Origin of the sequence: Acinetobacter sp. D009 (assembly GCF_038562025.1) — a bacterium.
GTDB lineage: Bacteria > Pseudomonadota > Gammaproteobacteria > Pseudomonadales > Moraxellaceae > Acinetobacter > Acinetobacter pittii.
In genome coordinates, this window is the sequence record NZ_CP151886.1 from 1318039 (window position 1) to 1342792 (window position 24754).

Below are 24754 nucleotides of genomic sequence, written 5' to 3' on the forward strand. Positions count from 1 at the left end.
TTATGAATGAAAAACGGTTTCAATGGCTTTGCTTGCGCATTGATTGTCATTTTGTGCGCCGCCAGCACCTGCAACCCCAATCGCTCCGATCACTTGGTTCTCAAAACGAACAGGTAGGCCGCCGCCTAACAAAAGTAAATTTGCTACGGTGGTTAAATTTTTTGCGTCGGGGTTTTGGTTACTGTTTTGGCTTAAAACTAAGGTCGATGTTTTGGTAGATAACGCGGTATAGGCTTTTTTCTCGGCAGCCATTAAGTTATGCGGGCCCACCAACTCATGCCGTTCGGCAGTTAATGGATTACCGCCGCGATCTACAACAACAACCGCAATATTTTGATTTAATTTTTTGCATGCCTCTTTTGCACTGTCGGCTAACAGATGGGCAGTTTTTAGATCTAACGAATAAACTTGATTCAAAGCAGGGGGCTGTGCAAAAGTACTATTACCAAATAGCACGGCTGCTAACATCAGCCAGTTCAATTTTTTCATAATGATTGCCTCTATGTCGCTTTGAAAATCTTAAACAAATTGCTTAATTTCAAGCATGACAATCACATTACAAAGTTGTCATCTTTCAAATGAGTCTCTACAAAATGCGTATCCTTATTATTGAAGACGAGATCAAGATCGCCATTTATTTGGTTAAAGGATTAAAAGAGTCTGGATATCAAGCGGAGTGCGTTCACTTAGGGCTGCAAGGTTTGGAAATGCTAAAGAGAGATCAATATGATTTGCTTATTCTTGATGTCATGTTGCCAGACATAGACGGCTGGAGCGTATTACAGGTTCTACGCCAGTTTTCAAAAATTCCGGTAATTTTCTTAACGGCAAAAGATCAGGTGATGGATAGAGTGAAAGGGTTAGAGTTGGGTGCAGATGATTACTTGGCTAAACCTTTTTCCTATATTGAACTATTGGCACGGGTTAAAAGCCTGTTAAGAAGACAGCAATATCTGCAAGAAAATGAGCTATCTATTAGCGATTTAAAAATGGATGTGGTCGCTCATAAAATATGGCGTAACGGAAACTTAATTGAGCTGAGCAAAACCGAATTTAATTTGTTGCGTTACCTTTTGCTCAACAAAGAGCAAATCGTGACACGCAGACAAATTGGTTCCGAAGTTTGGAATATTAACTTTGACACTGATACTAACTTTATTGACGTTGCAGTACGCCGTTTAAGAAGCAAAATTGATGAGGGATATGAATTAAAACTCATTCATACCATACGTGGCTTGGGCTATAAAATTTCGGTTAGCTTATGAACTTTAAATTTCTACGTTCTCTTGAAGTCCGTATTACATTACTGGTCACGCTTTGTTCTGCCTTAATTTTATGTTCCGTCGGCTTTATGACCTATTTGGGTATTAACCAGATTTTATTGAAGCAGCAAGATAAAGCTTTAGCAGACAGAATTAATCGTTTGGAAATTTTGCTGCAAGATAGCGAAAATGTAGAGCAAATTATTGCGCGGCCTAAGCTGTATCAAAACATGCTCGGCAACCAAGACAACTTGTTTCTGCTCATCCATAAAGACAAAACTTTAATTAATATCAATCCGCTCCATATTCAGTTACCTGAACTTGCACAGCGCGACAGTCTTCAATTTCAAGATTTAGCTAACAACTCATATCCAACGCGCATTGCTTGGAAATCCATAAAAATTAATAACGAACCTTATCTGCTCATTGCAGGTAAACAGTGGTCGGAACGCATCAACATTCTTTTACCTTTTCAAGAAAGTCTTTTGATGTATGTGGTCGGGGGCGTGTTTGCAATCTTTGTGCTTTGCATTTTAGCGTGTCATTTTGGTTTACGGTCGCTACAACAGCTTCGCAAGCAAACTCATTCTATTAATGCAAATCAGCTACAGAACCGATTAAACCTCCCAAATTCACCTTTAGAAGTTGATCTGCTTTCAAACGATATCAACCACATGCTTGAGCGTATTGAAAAGGGCTATACGCAGCTTAACCGTTTTTCTGAAGATATCGCTCATGAATTCCGCACACCTTTAAATAATCTGATTGGGCAAACCGAGATTGCTTTAACTGGCGAACGTTCGGTTGAACAATATGAAGATTTACTGGTTTCTCATTTAGACGATTACCAGAGATTAAAACGCATGATTGATAGCATGCTTTTCTTGGCAAGAGCCGATCAGAAAATGGTGCTTGTAAATAAACAAGAAATAAATCTCCAAGATGTTATGGATAGGCTATGCCAGATTTTTGAATATCAAGCCGAGGAACAAGACTGTCATTTTAGTTTTAACTTAAAAACTCAAAAGTTATTTGCAGACCCAGAGTTATTTCAAAGAGCCGTGTATAACCTGATTTTAAATGCGTTGGTTCACGGTGGTGACAAGCGAACTATTTATATCGCAACTAAACATAAGATGATTGAACATAGGCAATGGGTCAGCCTAACTGTGGTAACGGGAGGTGTTTCAATTGCTGAACATCAACTTGAGCATCTTTTTGAAAGATTCTACCAATGCCATTCAAGTCGAAGTGATCAGAATCAAACAGGTGGATTAGGCTTATCGATTGTTGCTTCAATTATGGATCTACATGATGGCCGCTATCGAGTTTATAACACGGTCGAGGGGGTGTGCTTTGAGCTTGATTTTCTGGTTGCAGATGCTCTAAAGAAATACAATTAAATCCTTATTAATGTTGCTTAATTTCTAAAATTCACACTTTGTTCACAGCCCTCTGACGTATGTTTGATCATATGAAATAAACAGAAGAGGGTAGTCATGAAATTATTATTTAAGTCACTGGTCATGAGCAGCAGTCTTGCAGCGGTTAGCTTAATGCTTCCTTTGAGCACCTTTGCAGACACCAATACTAAACCTGTCGCTGTTGATTCTATTGATATTAATAAATACGCAGGTAAGTGGTATGAAATTGCGCATTTACCGATGTTTTTTCAGCGTAATTGTGTAGCCAATACAACTGCAAACTATTCTATTAACGCGGACAAAACCGTTGGTGTTTTAAATAGCTGTACGACAAAAAAAGGCGAAATGATCTCATCTGAAGGAGTTGCTTATCCGCAAAATGAAGGCAACAGTAAATTGAAGGTGAGCTTTTTACCTTCTGGTCTTAGATGGATTCCTTTTACAAAAGGCGATTACTGGGTTTTAAGAGTTGACCCAAATTATCAGGTCGCTTTAGTGGGTGGCCCAAGCCATAAATATTTATGGATTCTTTCTCGTAACCCTCAACTCGATGAGGCGACATATCAGTCTTATCTGCAAACCGCAAAAAGCTATGGCTACGACGTTTCTAAACTCGTTAAAACAACACAGTCTAAATAGTGAAATGCTGGTTGCGTAGATGCTTATATTGATCTCGTAACCGAGTGAACTTCACATAAAATTCATTGCGCATTTTCTAAATTAGAACCAAAAGAAATGCTTTAGATCAGGAAGAATCAATGTCTAAATTTTTTCTGCGCTGGATCGATAGCTGGTCAGATTCAGAAAATGCGCAAGTGGGTACTTCTAGCGAATATGTCATTGAAAAGAACATTCAATGGTTAAGAATTATTCCTTTTATTTTATTACATATCGCTTGTTTAGCAGTGTTTTGGGTGGGCGTATCTTGGTTCGCGGTTGTTTTCATGCTGGTTTTTTATTTTCTTCGCATGTTTGCAATTACCGCTTTTTTTCACCGCTATCTTTCGCATAAAACTTTTCAGACATCACGTATTGTTCAATTCATTTTTGTACTGATCGGAACCATGAGTGCGCAGCGCGGACCTTTATGGTGGGCAGCCCATCACCGTTATCACCATCACTTTACCGACACCGATCAGGACCCGCATTCAGCGAAAGCAGGCTTCTGGTATTCGCATGTAGGCTGGTTTTTAAATGAGCAAAATTTTGCTACTCGAAAAAAAGTCATTAAAGACTGGTTGAAATATCCTGAGCTGATTTGGCTAGATCGATTTAGTTTGCCTATTGTGATTTTGACGGCCTTAGCAATTTATGGTTTAGGTTTGTGGCTTGCACAACATTTTCCTGAGTTGGGCACCAATGGCTTACAACTTTTAGTATGGGGATTTGTGATTTCCACTGTTCTATTAACACATGCAACCTTGTGTATTAATTCACTCGCTCATCGTTATGGCTCACGTGAGTTTAATACCCCAGATGATAGCCGTAATAATTTTCTACTTTCTTTAATTACCTTGGGTGAAGGATGGCACAACAACCATCACTTTTACGCAGGCAGTGTGCGACAAGGCTTTTATTGGTGGCAGATTGATATCACCTTTTATGTGCTTAAACTGATGTCTTTATTTGGTTTGGTGTGGGGACTAAAGCCCGTACCAGACAAGGTTTATCAATATAAAAAGATTAAAAACCTATCGATAGAAAAAATTGAAAACGGTGAAGTGTTATGAAAATTGCCATTATTGGTTCAGGTATATCTGGACTTTACGCAGCTTGGAGATTGTCAGAACAACATCAAGTCACTGTGTATGAAAAAAATAACTATTTTGGCGGTCATACTGACACTCACGAGCTAGAGATAGAAGGCACTAAAGTCGCGGTAGATAGTGGCTTTATTGTGTTTAATGACTATAACTATCCGTTATTTACCGACATGCTTAAAAAATTAGGTGTAGAAACTCAAAGCAGCGATATGAGTTTTTCGGTGAATAATCTGGTCAGTGGACTTCAATATAACCCTTCAAAAAAATGGTCGCTCTTTGCCCGTCCGCAGAACTTTTTAAACCGAAAATTTCTGCAAATGCTCTCAGATTTGCTGCGTTTTTATGATGACAATAAAGATATAGATGTGGCGGATATCGATCCTAATTTATCGATTGAAGAGTATTTGGACCTTCACAAATATAGTCATGAGTTTCGTTATGAACATCTTTATCCGATGTGCGGTGCCTTATGGTCGGCACCCGTTGAGCAGGTAGGCCAAATTCCATATCGATTTGTCGTGAGCTTTTTTCAGCATCACCGCATGTTGCAGTTAAAAGAGCGGCCGCAATGGCAAACGGTTAAACACGGTTCAGCAAGCTATATTCGTGCTATTCAAAAGAATTGCCGATCCATTGAGTGGAAATTTGCAGAAGTAAAAGCTGTGAGCCGTTCACTAGAAACAGTTCTAATCGAAACCGTTGAAGGGCAAGAGCAATATGACTGGGTGATTTTTGCGAGCCATGCTGACGATAGCCTAAGTTTAATTAAAGATGCGTCGGAGCTTGAACAAGAAATATTAAGCCAATTTGGTTATCAAGATAATCGAATGGTCGTCCATCGTGATCTTTCAATTATGCCTAAAAGCCGTTTGCAGTGGGCAAGCTGGCATGTACATGTAACACCAACTTCTCAAGTTCAAAATGATGAGTCCGACATACATTATGGTTTTACCTACTGGATGAACAATTTGCAGAATTTATCCTGCGCTACACAAATTTTTTCTACTTTAAATCCGAATATGAAAATCAAAGCCGAAGACATTTTGGTTGAGCGGCAATACCGACATCCCGTATTTGATGCAAAAGCGATTCAAGCTCAATCTCGTTGGCACGAAATTAATGGGCAAAATCGGACTTCGTTTTGTGGAGCATATTGGGGCTGGGGCTTTCATGAAGATGGTGCCCGCAGTGCAGCACGTGTTGTAGAGCAACTCTTAGCGTTATAAAAATAGGTAAGGAGCTTTCACATGTTATTAAATAAACTTGCTATCGCTCCTGCACTTATTCGTCACAGACGCTATAGCCCGAAACCGCATGAGTTTACATCGACCTTAAATTATTTATGGTTCGATCCAGACCAATTAGATGATATTACAAAAGATTGCTCACTTTGGTCGACCGATCATTGGAATGTACTAACACTATCTGAAAAAGATTTTTTAAATATGTATCGCGGTTCTATAAAGGATCGAGTCGAGAAAGCGATACTGCAAAATAACAACTCACATCTTCGACCAGACTGGCAAATCCGAGTCTTGGCTTTGCCTCGTTGTTTGGGCTTTCGGTTTAATTCGGTCGTATTTTATTTTGTTTTAAATAAAACCGGAAAACCCGTATTTATTGTCAGTGAAATTACCAACACCCCATGGAATGAACGAAAAGTCTATACACATGACTGTATAAAACAACAAAGTCAGGTGGGTGATTATCAGAGTTTTGATTTTAACTTTGAAAAATCATTTCATGTTTCGCCGTTCATGCCCATGCAGTTGACTTACCGTTGGCGATTTAGTTTTTCAGATCAGCAGAATGTCATTCACATGCAGCTTTTTGAAGAGCAAAAACAAGTCTTTGATGCCACTATGCGCTTTGAGCTTGTGCCCATCACATTTCCTTCACAGCAATATCGATATGCTCTTATAAACAGCCTAGCGCCTTTTAAAATGTTGTTTTCAATATATTTAGAGGCATTTAAGTTGTGGCGAAAAAAAGTTCCATTTTATCGTCATCCTAAAAAGATCAAGGTAGATAAGACATGATAAAAACATTTCTTTATGGTGAAGATGACTCACTACCGTTATTGCTCAAGAGTCTTCTCAAATTACGTCATGGACAGATCACTTTTCAGGGCGCGTGGAATGGGACGGCCGGTGAAGTTTCAGACTTACATGCTGTGATTGAAGTTCACAATCCTTTATTGATGGATCTCATTTTAAAAAATGGTGTTTTGGGAGCAGCAGAGGGCTACATTCGTGGTGACTGGAGCAGCGAGCACCTTGTCGAGTTGATTCAGATCTTGGCACGTAACCGAGCTGTATTAGACCAAATCAACCAGAATGTTATTGCTCAAGCGAGCCAGTTTTTTCTTAAAGCTTGGTATCAAAATCGAAAGAATTCTATAAGTGGTAGCCGTAAAAATATTGCCGAGCACTACGACTTAAGCAACGACTTTTTTAAATTATTTTTAGATCCGTCTTTAATGTATTCGAGCGCCGTTTTTGAAAATGAAAACATGACCCTCGAACAAGCATCTGATTTAAAAAAAGAGATCATTTGTAAAAAGTTAGATTTAAAACCACTAGATCATTTGGTTGAAATTGGAAGTGGGTGGGGTGGTTTTGCAATTTATGCAGCTCAACATTATGGCTGTAGAGTAACCACCATTACCATTTCACAAGCTCAATATGATGAAGCGGTTACTCGTGTAAATGAAGCTGGCTTGGCACATCGAATTGATGTGCAACTTAAAGACTACCGTTTGCTCGAAGGTAAGTTCGATAAGCTGGTTTCAATTGAAATGGTTGAGGCGGTTGGTGCGCAATATTTATCGACATACTTTGATCAATGTAAAGCACTATTAAAACCAAAAGGTTTGGCATTTATTCAAGCCATTACTATTGAAGATTTCCGGTATAAAAAAGCATTAAATACAGTTGATTATATTAAGCGCTATATTTTCCCGGGTAGCTTTATTCCTAGCATAAGTGTATTAACTCAAACTGCTTCTGAAAGTGGTTTAAGGTTAAAGCATTTAAATGATATTGGTTTAAGTTATGCGCAAACACTTCATCACTGGCGAGCGCGTTTTTTAGCAGCGCGGGAACAAGTATTGGCTCTAGGTTTCGATGAAAACTTCATTCGGATGTGGGATTTCTATTTATGTTATTGCGAAGGCGGTTTTAAAGAAGGCGTGATAAGCAATGTTCACTTGTTGTTTGAAAGTACCAGTTACTAAATCAAACAGCTCAAGTAAGGAGACTGCTCATGTTTTGGAATTTACTGATTCTAGATTTAATGATCATGTTGCTGAGCTGGCTACTTGCCACTCTAAATGGCCGAGCTGGAATAGTAGATGCTGCATGGAGTTTCTGTCTGGCAGTAAACATTATTGTGTCTTCTTTACTCATTTCAGTTGCCCCAGTTGAAGTGCGTCTTTTTATCGGTATTTTTAGCGGCTTATGGTTTTTAAGATTATTTTGGCATCTGTTAAGACGTTATCAATCTGAACAAAAAGAAGATGGCCGTTACGCGAGCATGCGTAAAGCGATGGGTAAGTTTCAGCATATTGGCTTTTTATTATTTTTTATCTTTCAAACACTTTTAGTGCTTTTGTTCTTTTTGCCGATGTGGACGCTACTCAATGTAGAGGCAACTGAATGGAATAGTGGATATAAAGTCACTTTAGTAATTGCAGCTGTCATCATGGCAATTGCTTTCATTGGAGAACAACTCGCTGATCAGCAATTATACCGATTTAAATTAAATCCAGATCATCATGGCAAAACGATGGATCAGGGTTTATGGCGTTATTCACGTCACCCCAATTATTTTTTTGAATGGTTACATTGGTTTGCCTACCCAATTATTGGTTTAGCGGCAGGCCAATATGTATTGTGGATTTATCCGTTACTGATGTGGCTATTTTTATATTACGTCACGGGTATTCCATTTAGTGAAAAACAAGCAATTAAAAGTCGCGGTCAAAATTATCTTGATTATCAACAAAAAACATCAATGTTTATTCCGCGAAAACCCAAAAAATAGGTGCGCATATGGATTTTATTGTTCATCAGTCTTTAAAAATTGTTGAAAGTGGTGTGATTCCAGATCATGCAATTCGAGCTGCAATTCGTGCTTTAAGTAAAAAGCGCTTAATCCAAGAAGGCCGTTATGACCCTGAACAAGGGGCGCAGCGATACATGGATGTGCTTAATATGCTAAAACGGAGTGAAATCGCGGTTGAAACGGATAAGGCAAACGAGCAACACTATGAATTGCCGACCGAGTTTTTTCAGGCGGTGCTTGGAAAAAGACTTAAATATAGTGCGTGCTATTTCCCGACTAAAACGACAACTTTAGATGAGGCAGAAGAGTTGGCTCTTCAGCTTTATTGTGAAAGAGCACAACTTAAAAACGGTCAACAGATTTTAGAGTTAGGCTGTGGCTGGGGTTCTTTAACTTTGTGGATGGCAGAAAACTATCCACGCTCACAGATTACGGCTGTTTCAAATTCTGCAACGCAGAAAAAGCATATTCTTCGGCAAGCAGAGTTAAGGGGTTTAACCAACGTTGAAGTGCTTACCTGTGATGTGAATGTACTCGACTTAGACCAAGACACGTTTGATCGTGTTGTATCGGTTGAAATGTTTGAACACGTCCGTAATTACCAACGTCTTTTTGAAAAAATTCAGGGCTGGTTAAAGGCAGACGGCTTACTTTGGTGCCATATTTTTTGCCATCGCTTTTTACATTATCCTTTTGAAGTAAAATCAGATTATGATTGGATGTCCAAGTATTTTTTTACTGGCGGTATAATGCCTTCGACTTCGACTTTTTTGCATTTTCAAGAGCATTTAGAGTTGGCTCAACAGTGGCAGTGGTCGGGTGAGCACTATATGAGAACGGCAAATGCTTGGCTTGATAATATGGATAATCAAGAAGTCGAACTAAAGCCCCTGTTTAAAAAAATCTATGGAAAAGATGCCAATATTTGGTGGCAACGCTGGCGTATTTTCTTCATGGCTTGTGCTGAGTTATTTGGTTTTGAGCAAGGTCAAGAATGGGTCATTGGTCACTTTTTATTTAAAAAGCGATCATAGTAATTTCTATAGCCTATCCCGGCGATAAAGATATGATAAAAACTCGACATGATGGCAAAGCGAGTCATCCATTAGCCCAAATGTTCAATCGATATTACTGGTTGCAAATTGGTCTGATTGCATTATCGATCGTGGTCGGGTTGGCTTGTAGTGCTTGGGTGATTAAGGGTTCTTTACTTAAAACCGCTTTAGAACAGGAAATGGAGCATTACTGGTTACGTATAGAACGTAACCCAAATGCAGACTTACCAGATACCAAAAATTTATATGGATATCGGTGGAATACACAGGTCGCGCCTCAACCTTTTCGGGGCATGCATTTAGAAAGTGGCGTGCACCGAGTATTCGTTGATGGTAAAGAACGAATGACGGTCTATGGTGAGCGTAATGATCAACATGTTCTATTGGTATTTGGCGAAAGCAATGTCAATAAGCTGATCTGGTTATTTGGACTTGCTCCACTCATGTTCAGTTTATCTGTTTTATATAGCTTTTTGTGGTGGTCAAATCGAAGAGCAAGACGCTATTTTTCCCCAATTACCCGTTTAGCAAATGCTTTAGAAAATATTGATTGGGCACATCAAGACACTCAGGCATCTCCTTTTAGAGATATTAATACCAATGGCAATATGGAAGCCGAATATCTCAAACAAGCTTTAGAAAAATATCATCAGGTTTTAAGTGATTTTATTCGACGCGAAAGAGAATTTACTGGAGATGTGAGTCATGAGTTACGCACTCCACTCACCATTTTGAAAGGTAATGTGCAACTGTGTCAGGCGAAATATGGAGACGATAAATCCTTAGTTCGTCTTCACAATACAATTGAAGATATGCAGTTGCTCGTTGATACCTTACTTGCGATTGCACGTAATACGGTACAGAGCTTGCCATCTGAGAAAAATTTATTATCCAAAACAGTAAAGGATTTAGTTGAAAGTTTAGAAGTGATGAGTGTGAGTAAAGGAATACATATTAGTATTCATCCAGACTCAGCTGAACAGCCACGCTGGTTATATCCTTCTATGACTCAAATGGTTTTAGGTAATATTTTACGTAATGCGCTTAATTATTCTCAAGGTTCACAAATCGACATCATTCAACAAAAAAACAGCCTGATTATTGCAGATAATGGAATTGGAATTTCTTTACCTAACGATGTAAAGGTGCAAGAGCTCAGCGACACACAACTTTCCTTAAAGGCTAAAGGTCATGGCATTGGTTTACAATTGGTACAAAAGCTTTGCAAGCAATTAGGATGGCGAGTTGAGTTGTTTGATCGGCAGTACTATTTAACCACTCATCCTGAACTCGATTTGGAGCCAACTACAGGCTTAATTGTTGTGGTGTATTTAAGTTAAGTCGCGGAATCTTCCAAAGCAATTTTTAAACCGACACCTGCCACTGTATGTAATAGTTTAGGGTCGAAAGGTTTATCAACCATTTTTCTTAAGTTATAAATGTGACTGCGTAACGCATCACTTTCAGGCTCTTCATCACCCCATAATTCCATCATCAGTTCTTGCTTGGTTACCACTTTTGGAGACTGGCGCATCAAAATTTTTAATAGTTTAAATTGAATAGGGGGTAACTCGATATTATTTCCGGCACGAACCACGGTTTGAGTTGCGCTATCAAGAATTAAGTCGTGAATCTGAATTTTATGATGGGTGACTTCACCAGCTGCTCTTTTTATTAATGCACGAATCCGCATCACTAATTCATTAAAATCAAAAGGTTTTACCAAATAATCATCTGTGCCAGCAGTAAAACCTTTAAGTTTGTCATCTAAAGTATCTCTTGCTGTGAGCATAAGAACGGGAATATCAACGCCTTGTTCGGTACGTAGCCAGTTACATAGGTCATAACCTGAGCCATCAGGCAAATTTATATCGAGCAACAAAAGATGATAATGCTGAGATTTGAGAAAAGTTCGTGCAGCATCTAAATTACGTGCATGATCGACAACATAACCATGCACTTCAAGAAATTCACAGACTGTTGCTGCAAGTTCAAAATGGTCCTCAACCATGAGGATAAAGTGATTACCCATGAGATTTTATTAAGCCATTAATTTAATAATTGTTGTTTTAATTTAGCATTAAACGGTTCACTACCAAACCAGATTTTAAAATATTGATTTGCATTCGGATTGTTCAAAGAACCGAGTAGCTTCTGGTTTAATTTCAGTTCTAGTTTTTGATTTTCATGTTGATAATAGAGACTATAAAGATCTCCACTCTTAATTGGCCTATATAGTTCATTAATATGATTAAGCGGAGATTTAGCATCAAAGCCGCTAACATTTTTCTTCAAAAAGTGGGTGGCTGCGCGTTTAAATGCCCACTCGGGAATATCGCGGTTATAGCTAAAGTCCATTTTGATGCTTTGGTTCTGCCAATTTTTTAGGCAATCTTCAGCAAAGTAACTGACATTTCCCACTTTCTTGCTCGTCACCATTAAAGGAGCTGAACTGCATTTTTTTAGTTCAGCCGCATTCGCTTGAGATACGATTAAGATTCCCAGAAATATCAAGATTCGACTTTTTTGAACGGCAATATCCATTTATATACTCCTCCAAATATTGGTAAAGAACGGTAAAGGCCATTTGCCGGATCCCAATAATCTTGCTGGAAAATAATTTTTTGTTGCTCATTAATCTTAATTTGACTAATTCCATAAGAAGCCATGGTTTTTGAGCGACCTAACATTTTAAAGTCATAGGTCATGTACCAATGAATGTAGGCTGTATCTTGGTGATGAGTTACACTAATGAGTTTTACCGTGACATTATTCACTCGGGCATTCATGCCTTCAAAATGCTTAATCAGATCTTTCTTTTGAGAGAACTGCGAGAGTGTATCGTTGATATAGAGCTGATCAGCGTAAAGATTGCTAGCATTATTTACAAAAGAAGGAGTGCCGAGCGTATTAAATGCAGCGACAAAACGATTGCCGACATCTAGCGCCTGTTGGTCATCTAATTCTATACCAGTAATTTTTTGTTCAGCTTTGCCATAGTCACCTGAGTAACTAGGCACACTTTTACACGCCGTTAAACCTACCAAAATAATCAACCCTAGGGCTGTAGTTATAATTTTCATGTCGATATCCAAGCCAACTTTATAAGATCAAATTAAAGAGCTGGTCGTGAATTTTGCGTGAATTCTTATATTTTATGATTTGGGTTTAATGGAGAGCGTTTTCTGTTTTGGAAATTTAATAAACTAGGTTTAATCAACTTAAAAATTTCTATCGACTTCACAGCGTTTAAGATTAATAAATAAGATAAGCAAGAAAAAATTTAAGAAAGCAATTTTATTCTAGCTGCGCTTTACCCATAAGAGATATAGATAAGTTCTGCATAAATAGAACGGTTCAATAATGAAAACAATCGGCTTATTAGGTGGAATGAGTTGGGAATCGACAGCGCTTTATTATCAGCAAATCAATAAAATGGTTCATTGTAAATTAGGAAAATTGCACTCAGCTAAGGTCATTATTAATAGTGTTGATTTTGAAGAAATAGCAGCCTTGCAAGCGAAGGGTTTATGGCAAGAAGCTGGCGCATATTTAGCTGAGCAAGCACAAAATTTAGAAAAAGCAGGGGCAGATTGTATTTTGGTGTGCACTAACACCATGCATAAAGTTGCTGAGCAGATTGAAGATTCAATTACCATTCCTTTCTTACACATTGCTGATGCAACGGCAAAAGAAATTTTGAGTCAAAATATTGGTAAAGTTGCACTGTTAGGAACAGCTTTTACAATGGAGCAAGATTTTTATAAAGCTCGATTGCAGCATTATGGAATTGATGTTGTTATTCCAAATGAAGCCGACCGAAAGACAGTTCATCGCATTATTTATGAAGAACTTTGTTTAGGCGTGATTAACCCCGATTCTCAGCAAAAGTATATTGCTATTGTAGAAAGACTTATAGCTGAAGGCACACAAGGCGTTATCTTGGGTTGTACTGAAATTTGTATGTTGATTGGTGAGCTTAAATTCTCGGTTCCTTTATTTGATACTACGACCATTCATGCAAAAGAGGCAGTCAGTTTTAGCTTAAATGAAAATAAAAAGTCTCATAGCACCAATTTAAATATATCTGCTGCAATTGCTGGGAATACTGTTTAGCAATATTTGGAATATCCTTTGTCATTAAACGTTAAGCTTGTGTCGTCAAATGTAAAGTGGCCCATATCCTAACTGTTGTAATTTTGGTTATTGCTTTTATAGGCACTCAATAAAAAACCAAAATATGGAATAGGACATGACGTTGACGAAAGCTATACGTTTCTATGGAACAGGAACGCCAGAAGTAATGCGCTATGAGGATGTAGAAGTAGGAGATCCAAAAGCTGGAGAAGTACGCCTACGTCATGTGGCAGTCGGTTTAAATTATGCCGATACATATTTTCGTAATGGAACCTATCAAATTCCAATGCCTAATGGCATGGGCGTCGAAGCTTCAGGTGTCGTTGAAGCTTTAGGCGAAGGAGTCACTCAGCTTAAAGTCGGTGATCGAGTTACTTATACAGGTTTTTTAAATACCTTAGGTGCATATAGCACCCATCGTCTAATTCCAGCAAATGCTTTAATTAAATTACCCGAAGAAATTTCTTGTGAAACAGCGGCAGCCATGACCATGAGAGGGCTGACCGCTGCTTATCTGATGCGCCGTATTTATGACTTTAAAGCGGGCGACTCAATTTTATTACATGCAGCCGCTGGTGGTGTTGGGCTGATCGTTTCTCAATGGGCCAAATTACTTGGCTTGACTGTTATTGGTACTACATCTTCTGAAGAAAAAGCTGCGGTAGCGCGAGCTCACGGTTGTGATCATGTCATTAACTATAGCCATGAAAATGTTGCCGAACGCGTACGTGAGTTAACAGGCGGCGTTGGTGTAAATGTCGTTTTCGATAGTGTCGGCCAAGCCACTTTTATGAGTTCATTAGATTCTCTCAAACGCCGTGGTTTGTTGGTCTGCGTAGGAACAGCGTCTGGTCCAATTCCTGCTTTTGATCCGGTATTACTTGCCGTGAAAGGTTCATTGTTTGTCACACGTCCAGCTTTGGCAGATTACATTGCAGATCCTGCCGAAAAGAAAGAACTGGCAAATGAATTATTTGATCATGTTCGACATGGGCGAATCAAAATTGAAATTAATCAGCGCTATGAGCTAAAGGATGCCGTGCAAGCTCATCGTGATTTGGAAGCACGTAAAACAATAGGTTCATCAATCTTTGTAATTTGAAGGGATTTCTTATGCAAATTGAACAGTTAACTTGCAATATTGGTGCAGAGCTCAGTGGCGTCAAACTTGCTGATGCGATTTATGATGATGGATTATTTGCTGAAATTCGTACACAACTACTTAAACATCGTGTGTTGTTTTTACGAGATCAGCATTTAACCCGTCATGATCATGTCGCATTTGCAGAAAAATTTGGACAGTTAGAAGATCATCCTGCGGTAGGCAGCCATCCTGATCATCCGGGTTTGGTGCAGATTTATAAACATCCTGAAAGTCCCGTCGATCGTTATGAAAATGCTTGGCACAGTGATGCAAGCTGGCGCAAGGTTCCACCGATGGGATGCGTGTTGCATTGTGTTGAATGCCCACCTGTAGGTGGCGATACCATGTGGACCAATATGGTGATGGCCTATGAGTCATTACCTAATGATATTAAGGATAAGATTGCAGACTTACGTGCTTATCACAGCATAGAAGCGAGTTTTGGTGCGGCTATGCCACTTGAAAAACGCTTGGACTTAAAAGCAAAGTTTCCCGATGCTGAGCACCCAGTAGTACGTACTCATCCTGAAACAGGCGAGAAAATTTTATACGTCAACGCGTTCACAACCCACTTTAGTAACTATCACACCAAAGAGCGCGTCAGATTTGGACAAGATGCCAATCCGGGCGCAGCTGAACTACTACGTTACTTAATTTCTCAAGCTTATATTCCAGAGTTTCAAGTGCGTTGGCGTTGGAAGCCTAACAGCATTGCTATCTGGGATAACCGCAGTACACAACATTATGCAGTCATGGATTATCCACCTTGCCACCGAAAAATGGAGCGGGCCGGCATTATTGGTGACGCAACCTATTAAATCTATAGGTTAATAACTTTATCTATTTGAAAATTCTAAAAAATATATGAGGAGATGCACATGCAATTCTTTGACGACTCATTGCAGCCAGAAAATATGGAAAAAGTGGTAATCACGGTTGCGCCGTATGGCCCCGAATGGATGCCGGAAGACTTTCCTGAAGATATTCCAGTGACCATGGATGAGCAAATACAAAAAGCGGTTGAGTGCTATGAAGCGGGCGCGACGGTGCTGCATTTACATGTCCGTGAGCTTGATGGCAAAGGCTCTAAACGCTTGTCAAAATTTAATGAGCTTATTGCAGGGGTTCGTGAAGCTGTGCCTGACATGATTATTCAGGTGGGTGGCTCGATCTCATTTGCACCAGAGAGTGAAGGTGAGGCTGCATTATGGCTAAGTGATGACACCCGACATATGTTGGCTGAACTTACACCAAAGCCCGATCAAGTTACGGTAGCAATTAACACCACACAAATGAATATTATGGAATTGCTCTATCCTGAGTATTTAGAAGGGACTTCATTGGCACATCCAGCGACTCAAGCAGCATATGCAGAGATGACTGTGCCAGCAGGGCCTGCATGGGTGACTGAACACATCAAACGCTTATGCAAAAACAATATTCAACCGCACTTTCAGTTAACCGGTATGCATGGTCTTGAGACGCTAGAACGTATGGTGCGTAAAGGATTGTACATGGGGCCTTTAAACTTAACTTGGATTGGAATCGGTGGCGGTTTTGATGGTCCAAACCCATTTAATTTCTTTAATTTTATTCATCGCGTACCTGATGGATGTACTTTGACATCAGAATCTCTACTCAAAAATGTATTGCCTTTTAACACCATGTCGATGGCAATGGGTTTACATGCCCGCGTGGGTAATGAAGACACTATCATTGATCATCACGGACGCCGTTTTTCATCTGTAGAGCAAATTAAGCAAACTGTTCGGATTGCCCATGAATTAGGCCGTGAAATTGCCTCAGGAAAAGAAGCCCGTGAAATTTATCGTATTGGGGTGCAATACAACAGTATTGAAGAAACCCTAATCGCAAATGGTATGGCACCCAATCGTAAAGTAGGGCAAAAGGGTGTACCGCAGCGTAACTAATGTGACAAGGTCTAACGGAATTTAGACCTCAATTGTAGTGCAGCTTATTCGCGTTGTTTTTAAAAGTGCGTTGCTGCACTAGCTAAATAGAAATTATAAAAAATACAAGGAGGTCGTATGAATGCACATCAGTATTCAGATCAGATGAGCGATGTTGATACGTCAATCAGTATACCTCGTCGTTATGCATGGCTTGTTTTTGCTTTGACATTTGGTTTGCTCATTTCAGATTACATGTCCAGACAAGTCTTAAACGCAGTCTTTCCTTTACTTAAAAATGAGTGGTTACTCAGTGACAGTCAGCTAGGTTTGCTCAGTGGCATTGTTGCTTTAATGGTGGGTTTATTGACTCTGCCGTTGTCTTTAATGGCAGACCGTTTTGGGCGAGTGAAAAGCTTGGCAATTATGGCGGCTTTATGGAGTTTGGCGACTCTAGGATGCGCACTGGCTGAAAATTATGAGCAAATGTTTATTGCTCGTTTTATGGTTGGTGTGGGTGAAGCTGCTTATGGCAGCGTGGGAATCGCGGTGGTGGTAGCTGTTTTTCCACGAGAAATGCGTGCAACACTCGCCAGTGCTTTTATGGCGGGTGGCGTATTTGGCTCGTTTTTGGGGGTGGCTTTAGGTGGTGTACTCGCACAGCATTTTGGTTGGCGTTGGGCATTTGGAGGAATTGCTTTATTTGGTCTTATTTTGGCTTTTCTATATCCAATTTTAGTGAAAGAAAACAGAATAAACGCAGCACCTCAAAATAAAATTCGTAGTAAAACCCAGCACATAAAAAGCCCTTTAAAAACTTTATATTCAAGTCGTTCAGTCATTGCCACTTACATTGGTAGTGGTCTGCAATTATTTGTTGGTGGCACAGTGATTGTCTGGATGCCGAGTTATCTCAATCGCTATTACGGCATGAGTACCGACAAGGCAGGTGTGATGGCAGCGGTCATTTTGCTATGTAGTGCAGTAGGCACAATTCTATGCGGCATGTTGTGTGATTATTTGGGCCGTAACTGTCCAGATCGTAAGGTCAGTTTAGCGATTACATACTGCTTGCTCGGTTGTGTTCTTTTATTCATTGCTTTTGCTGTGCCTGCGGGACATAACCAGTTACTTCTCATCTGCCTCGGAATGTTTATTGCCCTAGGAACCAATGGGCCATCTAGTGCCATGGTGGCCAATCTTACACATAACTCAGTTCATGGTTCTGCATTTGCAACACTCACCTTAGCTAACAATTTTCTTGGTTTAGCGCTTGGTCCTTTAGTCGTTGGCAAAGTATCTGATGTGATTGGTTTACACAGCGCATTTCAACTTATGCCATTGGTCAGTATTGCAGCAGCAGCCGTATTTTTTTATGCCAAACGCCATTATCACAAAGATATCGCACGCTTTGAGCAGCAAGGAATAACTGAGCTTAAAAATCATTCAGGTAACCAAATACAAAAATGCGGGATGAATAACAAATGATGATTCGGCAATTACATATTGATGTATTTTTTGACTTTATTTGTCCTTGGTGTTTGATCGGAAAGCGTCAGTTACTGATCGCTATAAATAGATTTTATCAGCTTCACCCCAAAGTCAAAGTTGTCGTGCACTGGCGAGGTGTTCAGCTTATACCCGACTTGGCAATTGAAGGGGTACCTTTTCAAACGTTTTATTTGAAACGGTTAGGTAGCTTAACAGCAGTTCGTATGAGACAAGAACAGGTCAATAAGGCTGCAAATAAAGTTGGGCTTAAGATCGATTTTGAACAGATTAAACGGATGCCAAATACGGCCAAAGCTCATCGCTTATTTGATAAAGCTTTAAAGATAGGTACTCCTGAGCAGTGCAATGCGTTGTTAGAACAACTCTTTGCTGCATATTTTTATGATGGGCTAGACATCGGAAATACCACCACTTTATACAAAATCGCGAAACGTTGTGGCTTCTTACCTGAGCTTATCAAAGATTTACTTATTCAAGATCATCAAGATTTTATCTCTGCAAGTACAGGAGGTAATGGCGTGCCTTATTTTATTTTTAATCGGGCTTCTGCCTTAGTGGGCGCGCAATCAGCAGATGTACTTTATCAAGCGATGCAAGAGGCAATGCTGGCACAAGGAGAGTTGATATGACCAACCGATTTGAAGTGCCTTTTGAGAAAATACCGAATTCAGGTGAGCGGGCTTTTTTAAAAATTGGAGATAAAACTCTCGCATTATTTAACGTTGCGGCTCAATTTTATGCAATCGATGACAGCTGTCCTCATCAGGGCGCATCACTATTTAGTGGACGTCTAGAAGGTCGAGTGATTCAGTGCTGTGCCCATGGTCTACGTTTTGATTTAACAAATGGTTGTTTAGTTAATTCTGCTCATCTCAAAGTTGCAACCTATCCCGTAGAAGTGATCGAGGACAAGGTATTTATTGTGATGGGGTGTGGGGAAAATCATGAGTAGTTTAGTTTTGAAAAATTTTTCCCAGCGTACAAGAGAATTAGCGCCAGGCTTTGTGGTCAGTTCGGTCGTTGCTGCGGCTGCCTGTTTTTTATCAGAGCACTATGGTGCGCCAGTCATGCTTTTTGCACTATTGCTCGGCATGAGCGTGAATTTTTTAGCGGCTGAAAGTAAATGTAAGGCAGGTATCGAGTTCACCGCACGTAGTGTGCTGAGGATGGGCATCGCGTTACTCGGCATGCGTATAACTTTGGGGCAAATTACCGCACTAGGTTGGCAACCTGTTGCGTTAGTCGTTACTCTGGTTATTGTCACAATCGCCGTTTCTGTTATTGCCGCTAAAATTTTAGGTTTCCAAAAACTATTTGGCATGCTCACTGGTGGATCAACGGCAATCTGCGGTGCCTCAGCCGCACTGGCGCTATCCGCTGCTTTTCCAAATCATCCGCAAAAAGAAAAAGCGACCTTGTTTACCGTGATTGGCGTTTCGGCACTTTCAACCTTTGCAATGATTGTCTATCCCATGATTGCGAAGTGGCTAGAGTTATCGCCACAAGCGGCTGGTGTGTTTCTTGGTGCTACGATTCACGATGTAGCGCAAGTGGTGGGCGCTGGTTATAGCATGTCTACCCAAACGGGGGATACGGCGACTGTTGTTAAACTGATGCGTGTGGCGATGCTGCTTCCAGTAATCGTTTGTGCAGCCATGATTACCCGTATGCAAGGTGCTGATTCAACAGGGGAGCGGCCACCATTGCTGCCTTGGTTTGCCGTTGGCTTTCTACTACTCGCTTGTATTAACAGTACAGGATGGGTGCCGACTATCGTTCAAAATGGAATTAATGATTTATCACGCTGGTTTTTAGTCATTGCAATTAGTGCTTTAGGAATGAAAACTCAGTTAAAAGAATTAGCATCGGTTGGCATTAAACCAATTCTTTTAATGATCGGCGAAAGCATCTTTTTAGTGGTGTTAGTTCTTGGGCTTATGCGCTTGTGGTTTTAATTTTAAAAATTAAATTTTTAAGGAAGTTATGGAATAGTTCTCCAGCTTCCTTATATTTTAAATGACTTCATTGGGCTTCACATAAAGAGAAATTAATTGAGCAGGGCTTTATTGTGACTACGCCACATATTCGGTGACATACCAAATTGGCTAATGAACCACCGTGTAAAAGAACTCGGCATTGAGTAACCTAAAATATCAGACACTTGAGCGAGTGAATAATTTAGATTTTTTAAATAACGAAATACGAGATCTTTGCGTACTTCATTCATTAAATCACTAAAACTCGTCTGAGCTTCTTCTAATCGACGCTGCAAGGTCCGAACATGCATACCATGTGTTTGAGCGACTTGATCAACCGTAGCGCGGCCCATTGGCAAAAGAAGATAAATACTTTTACGAATATCAAAAATCATGGTCGATTCATTACTATTCTGCAAAATATCTAAATAGCGCTGCGCATGGTTAGCCATAGCCAAATTTGCTTGAGGGTTTGTTGTATCAAGTTCGGCTGCCGTACAAACAATGCCATTAAAGTCACTACCGAACTCGAGCGCACAGCCAAAAATCCGCCGATGCAAAGTTAAATCACTAGGCGGGTTATGAGTGAAGTGTACACTTAACGGCCGCCATTTTTGCATCATGAGTGCTGCACAAAAACGATGGGTGATTCCTAAAGCAAGTTCCGTCGCTTGGCGACTATACCCGCAAGTTGTAGTTATAACTTCTTCTCGAATAACAACCGTATCATCAATTTCTTCTATATATATTTCAAGTGAGTTATTCAGTAAATTTCTATAACGAACAATCGTTTGCAGCGCTTCTCTCAAAGTATATTGGTAACTTAATAATAAGCTTAGTTCACCAAAATCCGCGATTTCGCGTTGCTCTGCCATATGTAAACCGAAAACATCACAGTTACTCATCTGGGCTGAGTCTTCAAGCAAAGTAATGGCTTTATCTACAGGAATACGTTGTTTAAGATCATTCAATTGAGTTTGGCTAAGCCCAACACGTGATAATAAATGGTAGGGATTTAGATCTAATTGCTGAGCAACTGCCAAATAATTTTTTAAAGAGGCGGTATGCGCAAGAGGCACCATTTTATTATCTCCTGTTCTTAATCAGCCATATTCCTTACAGCTCATATCTAGTTATAACTAAAATATCCACATTACAAAAGCTTTTATTTAAGCGCCTAATCATGATGTCGATTCAATTTTAAAGTTATTCTTTTAATTCATTTGTAATTACAAAAACTAATTTAATTAATTTACGAAATTTTAAAAAGATGTGTCGTCAAATGAAAAGTCCGTGACGTCTTATGTACACCATTAACTGAAATGAGCCTTTATTGTGAATGGAGTTTTATAAAAATTCTTAAGCCTCCTAGATGGCAAAATTCACAGGCGTCGAAATGGAAAAAATACAAACCAAAGCAACAATTTTAATTATTCCGGGGTTGCGCGATCATGTTCCCGAGCATTGGCAAACGATCTTAGAAACAAAGCTAGCAAAGGTTCGCTCTGTACCACCTGTAGAAACTAATAAACTCAATTGTGAAAATAGAGTTGCTGCTATTCAGGCACAACTCGAACAAATACAAGGGCCTGTTATTTTAGTTGCACACAGCGCAGGTGTGCTGATGTCAATACACTGGGCTGCAACATATCAAAGACCAATTCAGGGTGCTTTACTTGTAGCTCCACCTGACTTAAACGAAAGCTGGCCAGAAAATTATCCAAGCCCAACCGTACTTCATCAAGAAGGATGGAGTCCTTTACCAGATCAAGAACTACCTTTTCCCAGCATTTTGGTTGCAAGCACCAATGACCATTTAGCTCGTTATGAAGCTGTAAGTGAAATGGCAGAAAAGTGGGGGAGTCAACTCGTAAATTTGGGTGAAGTGGGTCATTTAAACCCTGCATCTGGCTTTGGCTATTGGCCTTTAGCTGAACAATTCATTCAACAGTTAGATCAGGTCGAACAACCTGCCTAGTACAAAAAATACCTGCTTATGTAAACCATTTAAAGCCAATGGATGGCTTTGAGTAATAAGCAATAAATAAGAAAAATCATATTTATAGGGAGATAATATGATGGGTCATTACGTCTATTTAAATCAAAGAAATAATCACGTTTTATATATTCAAAAAATAGGTGTCTCATTAAGCCTAATTTTATTCATGTCTAAAGCGAGCGCAGCGAATTTTGATATTGATAAAGACTGGAGGTTCGAGACAAAAACGACATTAAGCTTAGGTGCCAGTTGGAGTACACAAGATCCATCCGTTTCATTACTTTATCGGCCTGACGCAAACAAAATAGGCAAACAAGGCGCCAGCATTGATGTGAATGGTGATGATGGGCGTATGAATTTTAGTAAATATGATGCCATTTCACAGATTATCAGAGGTATAACTGAAGTTAAACTAAATGGAAAACAGCAGGGTGCGGTCATTAGCACTAAATACTGGTATGACCATGCTTATGAGACAGGACACGGAGACTTTAAACCCTTTAATGATTCAGCGTGGCCAAGGCTCGCAAAGTTCAAAGGTATTGATTTATGGAATGCCTATATATGGAAAGATTTTGAATTAGACGATGGAAAAAGCATCAATTTAAAATTAGGCAAACAGACTTTAAATTGGGGGAAATCTCAGTTTTTTCAAAACGGTTTAAATTCGGTGAGTGCATTTGATTTTGCTGCAATTAACCGACCGGGTGGTGATGCAAAAGAAAGAATCATTCCAACCGAAATGTTTTCGTTCGACACAAGCATTAATAAAAATTTGAAAATAGAAGGGTTCTATCAATTTAAATTTAGACCTTCAGTTGTTGATGGTAACGGAACTTTCTTTGAGATTTCAGACTTTGTGCCCGAAAATGCAGGTCCAGTTCTGATTGCTGGAGGTGGAGATAAATTATCAGATACCGCAACTCGTTTACGTACCTATATTCCACGTGCAGAAAGTAGAAAAGCAAAGGACAATGGCCAATATGGTATTGCTTTAAAACAGACATTACCCAGTTTAAATAATGCTGAGCTAGGTATTTACTATGCGAACTACCATAGCCGTAATGCAAACTTTGATGGAACCGCTGTAACAGCAGCAGGACCCGAACATTTTAATACCGCGAGTTATTTTTCTATCTATCCTGAAAATATCAAAATGTTTGGATTAAGTTTGACTGGGAAAGTTGGAACAACAACCGTTTTTAGTGAATTAACCCACAAACCTAATCAACCTTTACAACTAAACGGTACAGACATTGTCTATGCTCAAGTGCTATCGGAAGGAACACCATTTGCACCGCCGGGAAAAACTGTTGAATTAGTTCAATATATTCAAGGATATGTACGCTTACCCGTAACACAATTTTCGGTTGGAGCAACTGACAGCATATTCAATATTTGGGGTGCAAATTCGATGACATGGTCTACAGAGTTTGCCTTAAACCATATTGCAGATATTGCTAATCATCGGCTTGGTCGGACAGGAGCATTTGGCCGTAGTGAACTTTCAACAGGGGCTTATAATCCTGAAACAGGTGAGTTTAAATGTACGCCGTATGGTACAGCCCATCTTACCAATGCAGAAATAGACAATTTAAATGAACGCTTTTGTAATAAAAACGGTTTTTTTAATGAATGGTCATTTGGTTACCGACTACGTGGCGCATTAAATTATCAAGATATTTTACCTTCTACAGTGATTACGCCAAGTCTTAGTTTTAGACATGATGTTTATGGATATAGCCAAAACTTTCAAGAAGGGCAAATGAGTGTAAGTGCGGCTTTATCTATGACTTATCAGCAAAAATATACAACAGAGATTGCCTATAATAACTTTTTTGGTTCTAATGAATTTAGCACCATAGATGATCGAGATTTTGTATCATTAACATTTAAAGCTAATTTTTAGTTCAATTATTTTATTAAAAAATATATAGAAAGACTCGTTATAAATGATATTTAGACGTGGAGGATAACTTTTGAAATTTAGATCAAAAATTGATTGGTGGCTTTTATTAATATTTGTTGTGATCACTGCCAATATCCTTATGAAAATTTATGAAGCAAATCATCATTATTCTTTAGCTTCAAATTTTCCATATCTCGTCATTTATAGTTTAATCATTTTTCTTATTTGGTTCCCCATCTTTAATACTTATTATGTGGTAGAAAACAACACTTTAATGATTAAGAGTTTGGTATTCCGATGGAAAATTCATATTGATGATATTACTCAAATTGAACCTACCCATAATCCACTTTCTTCTCCAGCATTATCGCTAGATCGACTTAAAATTTATTATATGAAAGATGGAAGAATGGCTACAGTAATGATCTCGCCCAAAGATAAAGAGAGCTTTTTAAATACTTTAAACAATAGTTCTGGTACCAAGTTCTAATTGATAGTTAATGAAGAAAGTAAATTAAGTGCCTAATAAATACTCAGTTATGTATTAGATTTTTGAAAATACGGTCTGTAATGCTCAGCACAGTTAAATAAATCAACT

At 39.2% G+C, this 24754-nt stretch carries 26 protein-coding genes; 21 read left to right on the top strand and 5 right to left on the bottom strand.

Features of this window, described 5'->3' with window-relative positions; all coding sequences use genetic code 11:
* Positions 1–468, bottom strand: a complete 468-nt coding sequence (locus AAC388_RS06140) for a heme-binding protein (RefSeq protein ID WP_262727924.1) — start codon at positions 466–468, stop codon at positions 1–3.
* A gap of 125 nt (positions 469–593) precedes the next feature.
* On the opposite strand from AAC388_RS06140, the gene AAC388_RS06145 reads away from it, so the two are divergent.
* The 10 genes from AAC388_RS06145 (at position 594) to AAC388_RS06190 (ending at position 10909) form a co-directional block, all read left to right on the top strand.
* Positions 594–1265, top strand: coding sequence for a heavy metal response regulator transcription factor (locus AAC388_RS06145; protein WP_046811589.1), 672 nt, complete (start codon positions 594–596; stop codon positions 1263–1265).
* Positions 1262–2665, top strand: a complete 1404-nt coding sequence (locus tag AAC388_RS06150; protein ID WP_342371334.1) for a heavy metal sensor histidine kinase — start codon at positions 1262–1264, stop codon at positions 2663–2665. Before AAC388_RS06145 ends, AAC388_RS06150 begins: the two co-directional genes overlap by 4 nt.
* Before the next feature lie 96 nt (positions 2666–2761).
* Positions 2762–3325 (top strand): lipocalin family protein, encoded by a 564-nt coding sequence (locus AAC388_RS06155; RefSeq protein WP_342371335.1) that lies wholly within the window; start codon positions 2762–2764, stop codon positions 3323–3325.
* A gap of 119 nt (positions 3326–3444) precedes the next feature.
* Positions 3445–4416: an acyl-CoA desaturase gene (locus AAC388_RS06160; RefSeq protein ID WP_174723542.1), complete on the top strand. Its 972-nt coding sequence runs from the start codon at positions 3445–3447 to the stop codon at positions 4414–4416.
* The gene (locus AAC388_RS06165) at positions 4413–5675 is read left to right on the top strand and encodes an FAD-dependent oxidoreductase (protein ID WP_342371336.1); all 1263 of its coding nucleotides are present in this window, start codon (positions 4413–4415) and stop codon (positions 5673–5675) included. The genes AAC388_RS06160 and AAC388_RS06165 overlap by 4 nt, the downstream gene beginning before the upstream one ends.
* A 21-nt stretch (positions 5676–5696) precedes the next feature.
* On the top strand, positions 5697–6488 hold the full coding sequence (locus AAC388_RS06170) for a DUF1365 domain-containing protein (protein WP_342371337.1): 792 nt from the start codon (positions 5697–5699) through the stop codon (positions 6486–6488).
* Positions 6485–7684 carry a cyclopropane-fatty-acyl-phospholipid synthase family protein gene (locus tag AAC388_RS06175; RefSeq protein WP_213384939.1) on the top strand — a complete coding sequence of 400 codons (1200 nt, stop codon included), beginning with the start codon at positions 6485–6487 and terminating at the stop codon, positions 7682–7684. Before AAC388_RS06170 ends, AAC388_RS06175 begins: the two co-directional genes overlap by 4 nt.
* A gap of 29 nt (positions 7685–7713) precedes the next feature.
* A complete protein-coding gene (locus AAC388_RS06180) occupies positions 7714–8493 on the top strand; it encodes a DUF1295 domain-containing protein (protein WP_342371338.1) in 780 nt (259 codons plus the stop codon).
* Positions 8494–8501: 8 nt separating this feature from the next.
* Positions 8502–9548, top strand: a complete 1047-nt coding sequence (locus AAC388_RS06185) for a cyclopropane-fatty-acyl-phospholipid synthase family protein (protein WP_161282387.1) — start codon at positions 8502–8504, stop codon at positions 9546–9548.
* A gap of 32 nt (positions 9549–9580) precedes the next feature.
* On the top strand, positions 9581–10909 hold the full coding sequence (locus AAC388_RS06190) for a HAMP domain-containing sensor histidine kinase (protein WP_342371339.1): 1329 nt from the start codon (positions 9581–9583) through the stop codon (positions 10907–10909).
* Here the strand turns inward: AAC388_RS06190 and AAC388_RS06195 are convergent.
* From AAC388_RS06195 to AAC388_RS06205, 3 genes are read right to left on the bottom strand one after another with little or no spacing between them, the layout of a single operon-like run.
* Positions 10906–11601 (bottom strand): response regulator transcription factor, encoded by a 696-nt coding sequence (locus AAC388_RS06195; protein ID WP_000526530.1) that lies wholly within the window; start codon positions 11599–11601, stop codon positions 10906–10908. The genes AAC388_RS06190 and AAC388_RS06195 overlap by 4 nt on opposite strands.
* A 17-nt stretch (positions 11602–11618) precedes the next feature.
* Positions 11619–12113, bottom strand: a complete 495-nt coding sequence (locus AAC388_RS06200) for a chalcone isomerase family protein (protein ID WP_032063210.1) — start codon at positions 12111–12113, stop codon at positions 11619–11621.
* Positions 12080–12652, bottom strand: coding sequence for a nuclear transport factor 2 family protein (locus AAC388_RS06205; RefSeq protein ID WP_005068428.1), 573 nt, complete (start codon positions 12650–12652; stop codon positions 12080–12082). Before AAC388_RS06205 ends, AAC388_RS06200 begins: the two co-directional genes overlap by 34 nt.
* Before the next feature lie 280 nt (positions 12653–12932).
* On the opposite strand from AAC388_RS06205, the gene AAC388_RS06210 reads away from it, so the two are divergent.
* From AAC388_RS06210 to AAC388_RS06245, 8 genes are all read left to right on the top strand, one after another.
* Positions 12933–13685, top strand: a complete 753-nt coding sequence (locus tag AAC388_RS06210; protein WP_342371340.1) for an aspartate/glutamate racemase family protein — start codon at positions 12933–12935, stop codon at positions 13683–13685.
* Between the two features lie 136 nt (positions 13686–13821).
* Positions 13822–14808 carry a quinone oxidoreductase gene (locus AAC388_RS06215; protein ID WP_039247267.1) on the top strand — a complete coding sequence of 329 codons (987 nt, stop codon included), beginning with the start codon at positions 13822–13824 and terminating at the stop codon, positions 14806–14808.
* An 11-nt stretch (positions 14809–14819) separates the two neighbouring features.
* Entirely contained in the window at positions 14820–15668 is an 849-nt protein-coding gene (locus AAC388_RS06220; RefSeq protein ID WP_320562225.1) for a TauD/TfdA family dioxygenase, read from the top strand.
* A gap of 60 nt (positions 15669–15728) precedes the next feature.
* Positions 15729–16781, top strand: coding sequence for a 3-keto-5-aminohexanoate cleavage protein (locus AAC388_RS06225; protein WP_320562226.1), 1053 nt, complete (start codon positions 15729–15731; stop codon positions 16779–16781).
* 117 nt (positions 16782–16898) lie between these two features.
* Entirely contained in the window at positions 16899–18248 is a 1350-nt protein-coding gene (locus tag AAC388_RS06230; protein WP_320562227.1) for an MFS transporter, read from the top strand.
* On the top strand, positions 18245–18901 hold the full coding sequence (locus tag AAC388_RS06235; protein WP_320562228.1) for a DsbA family oxidoreductase: 657 nt from the start codon (positions 18245–18247) through the stop codon (positions 18899–18901). Before AAC388_RS06230 ends, AAC388_RS06235 begins: the two co-directional genes overlap by 4 nt.
* Positions 18902–18915: 14 nt before the next feature.
* A complete protein-coding gene (locus AAC388_RS06240; RefSeq protein WP_320562454.1) occupies positions 18916–19224 on the top strand; it encodes a Rieske 2Fe-2S domain-containing protein in 309 nt (102 codons plus the stop codon).
* Complete coding sequence (locus tag AAC388_RS06245; RefSeq protein ID WP_320562229.1) at positions 19217–20227, top strand: putative sulfate exporter family transporter; 1011 nt, start codon at positions 19217–19219, stop codon at positions 20225–20227. The genes AAC388_RS06240 and AAC388_RS06245 overlap by 8 nt, the downstream gene beginning before the upstream one ends.
* Before the next feature lie 92 nt (positions 20228–20319).
* On the opposite strand, the gene AAC388_RS06250 is transcribed toward AAC388_RS06245, so the two are convergent.
* Complete coding sequence (locus tag AAC388_RS06250) at positions 20320–21330, bottom strand: AraC family transcriptional regulator (protein WP_342371341.1); 1011 nt, start codon at positions 21328–21330, stop codon at positions 20320–20322.
* A gap of 290 nt (positions 21331–21620) precedes the next feature.
* On the opposite strand from AAC388_RS06250, the gene AAC388_RS06255 reads away from it, so the two are divergent.
* The 3 genes from AAC388_RS06255 to AAC388_RS06265 all read left to right on the top strand — a co-directional run bounded on the left by AAC388_RS06255 (position 21621) and on the right by AAC388_RS06265 (position 24646).
* Positions 21621–22226, top strand: a complete 606-nt coding sequence (locus tag AAC388_RS06255; protein ID WP_304396028.1) for an alpha/beta hydrolase — start codon at positions 21621–21623, stop codon at positions 22224–22226.
* 100 nt (positions 22227–22326) lie between these two features.
* The gene (locus AAC388_RS06260; protein ID WP_342371561.1) at positions 22327–24156 is read left to right on the top strand and encodes a DUF1302 domain-containing protein; all 1830 of its coding nucleotides are present in this window, start codon (positions 22327–22329) and stop codon (positions 24154–24156) included.
* A 70-nt stretch (positions 24157–24226) separates the two neighbouring features.
* The gene (locus AAC388_RS06265) at positions 24227–24646 is read left to right on the top strand and encodes a PH domain-containing protein (protein ID WP_342371342.1); all 420 of its coding nucleotides are present in this window, start codon (positions 24227–24229) and stop codon (positions 24644–24646) included.
* Positions 24647–24754 lie beyond the last annotated feature (108 nt).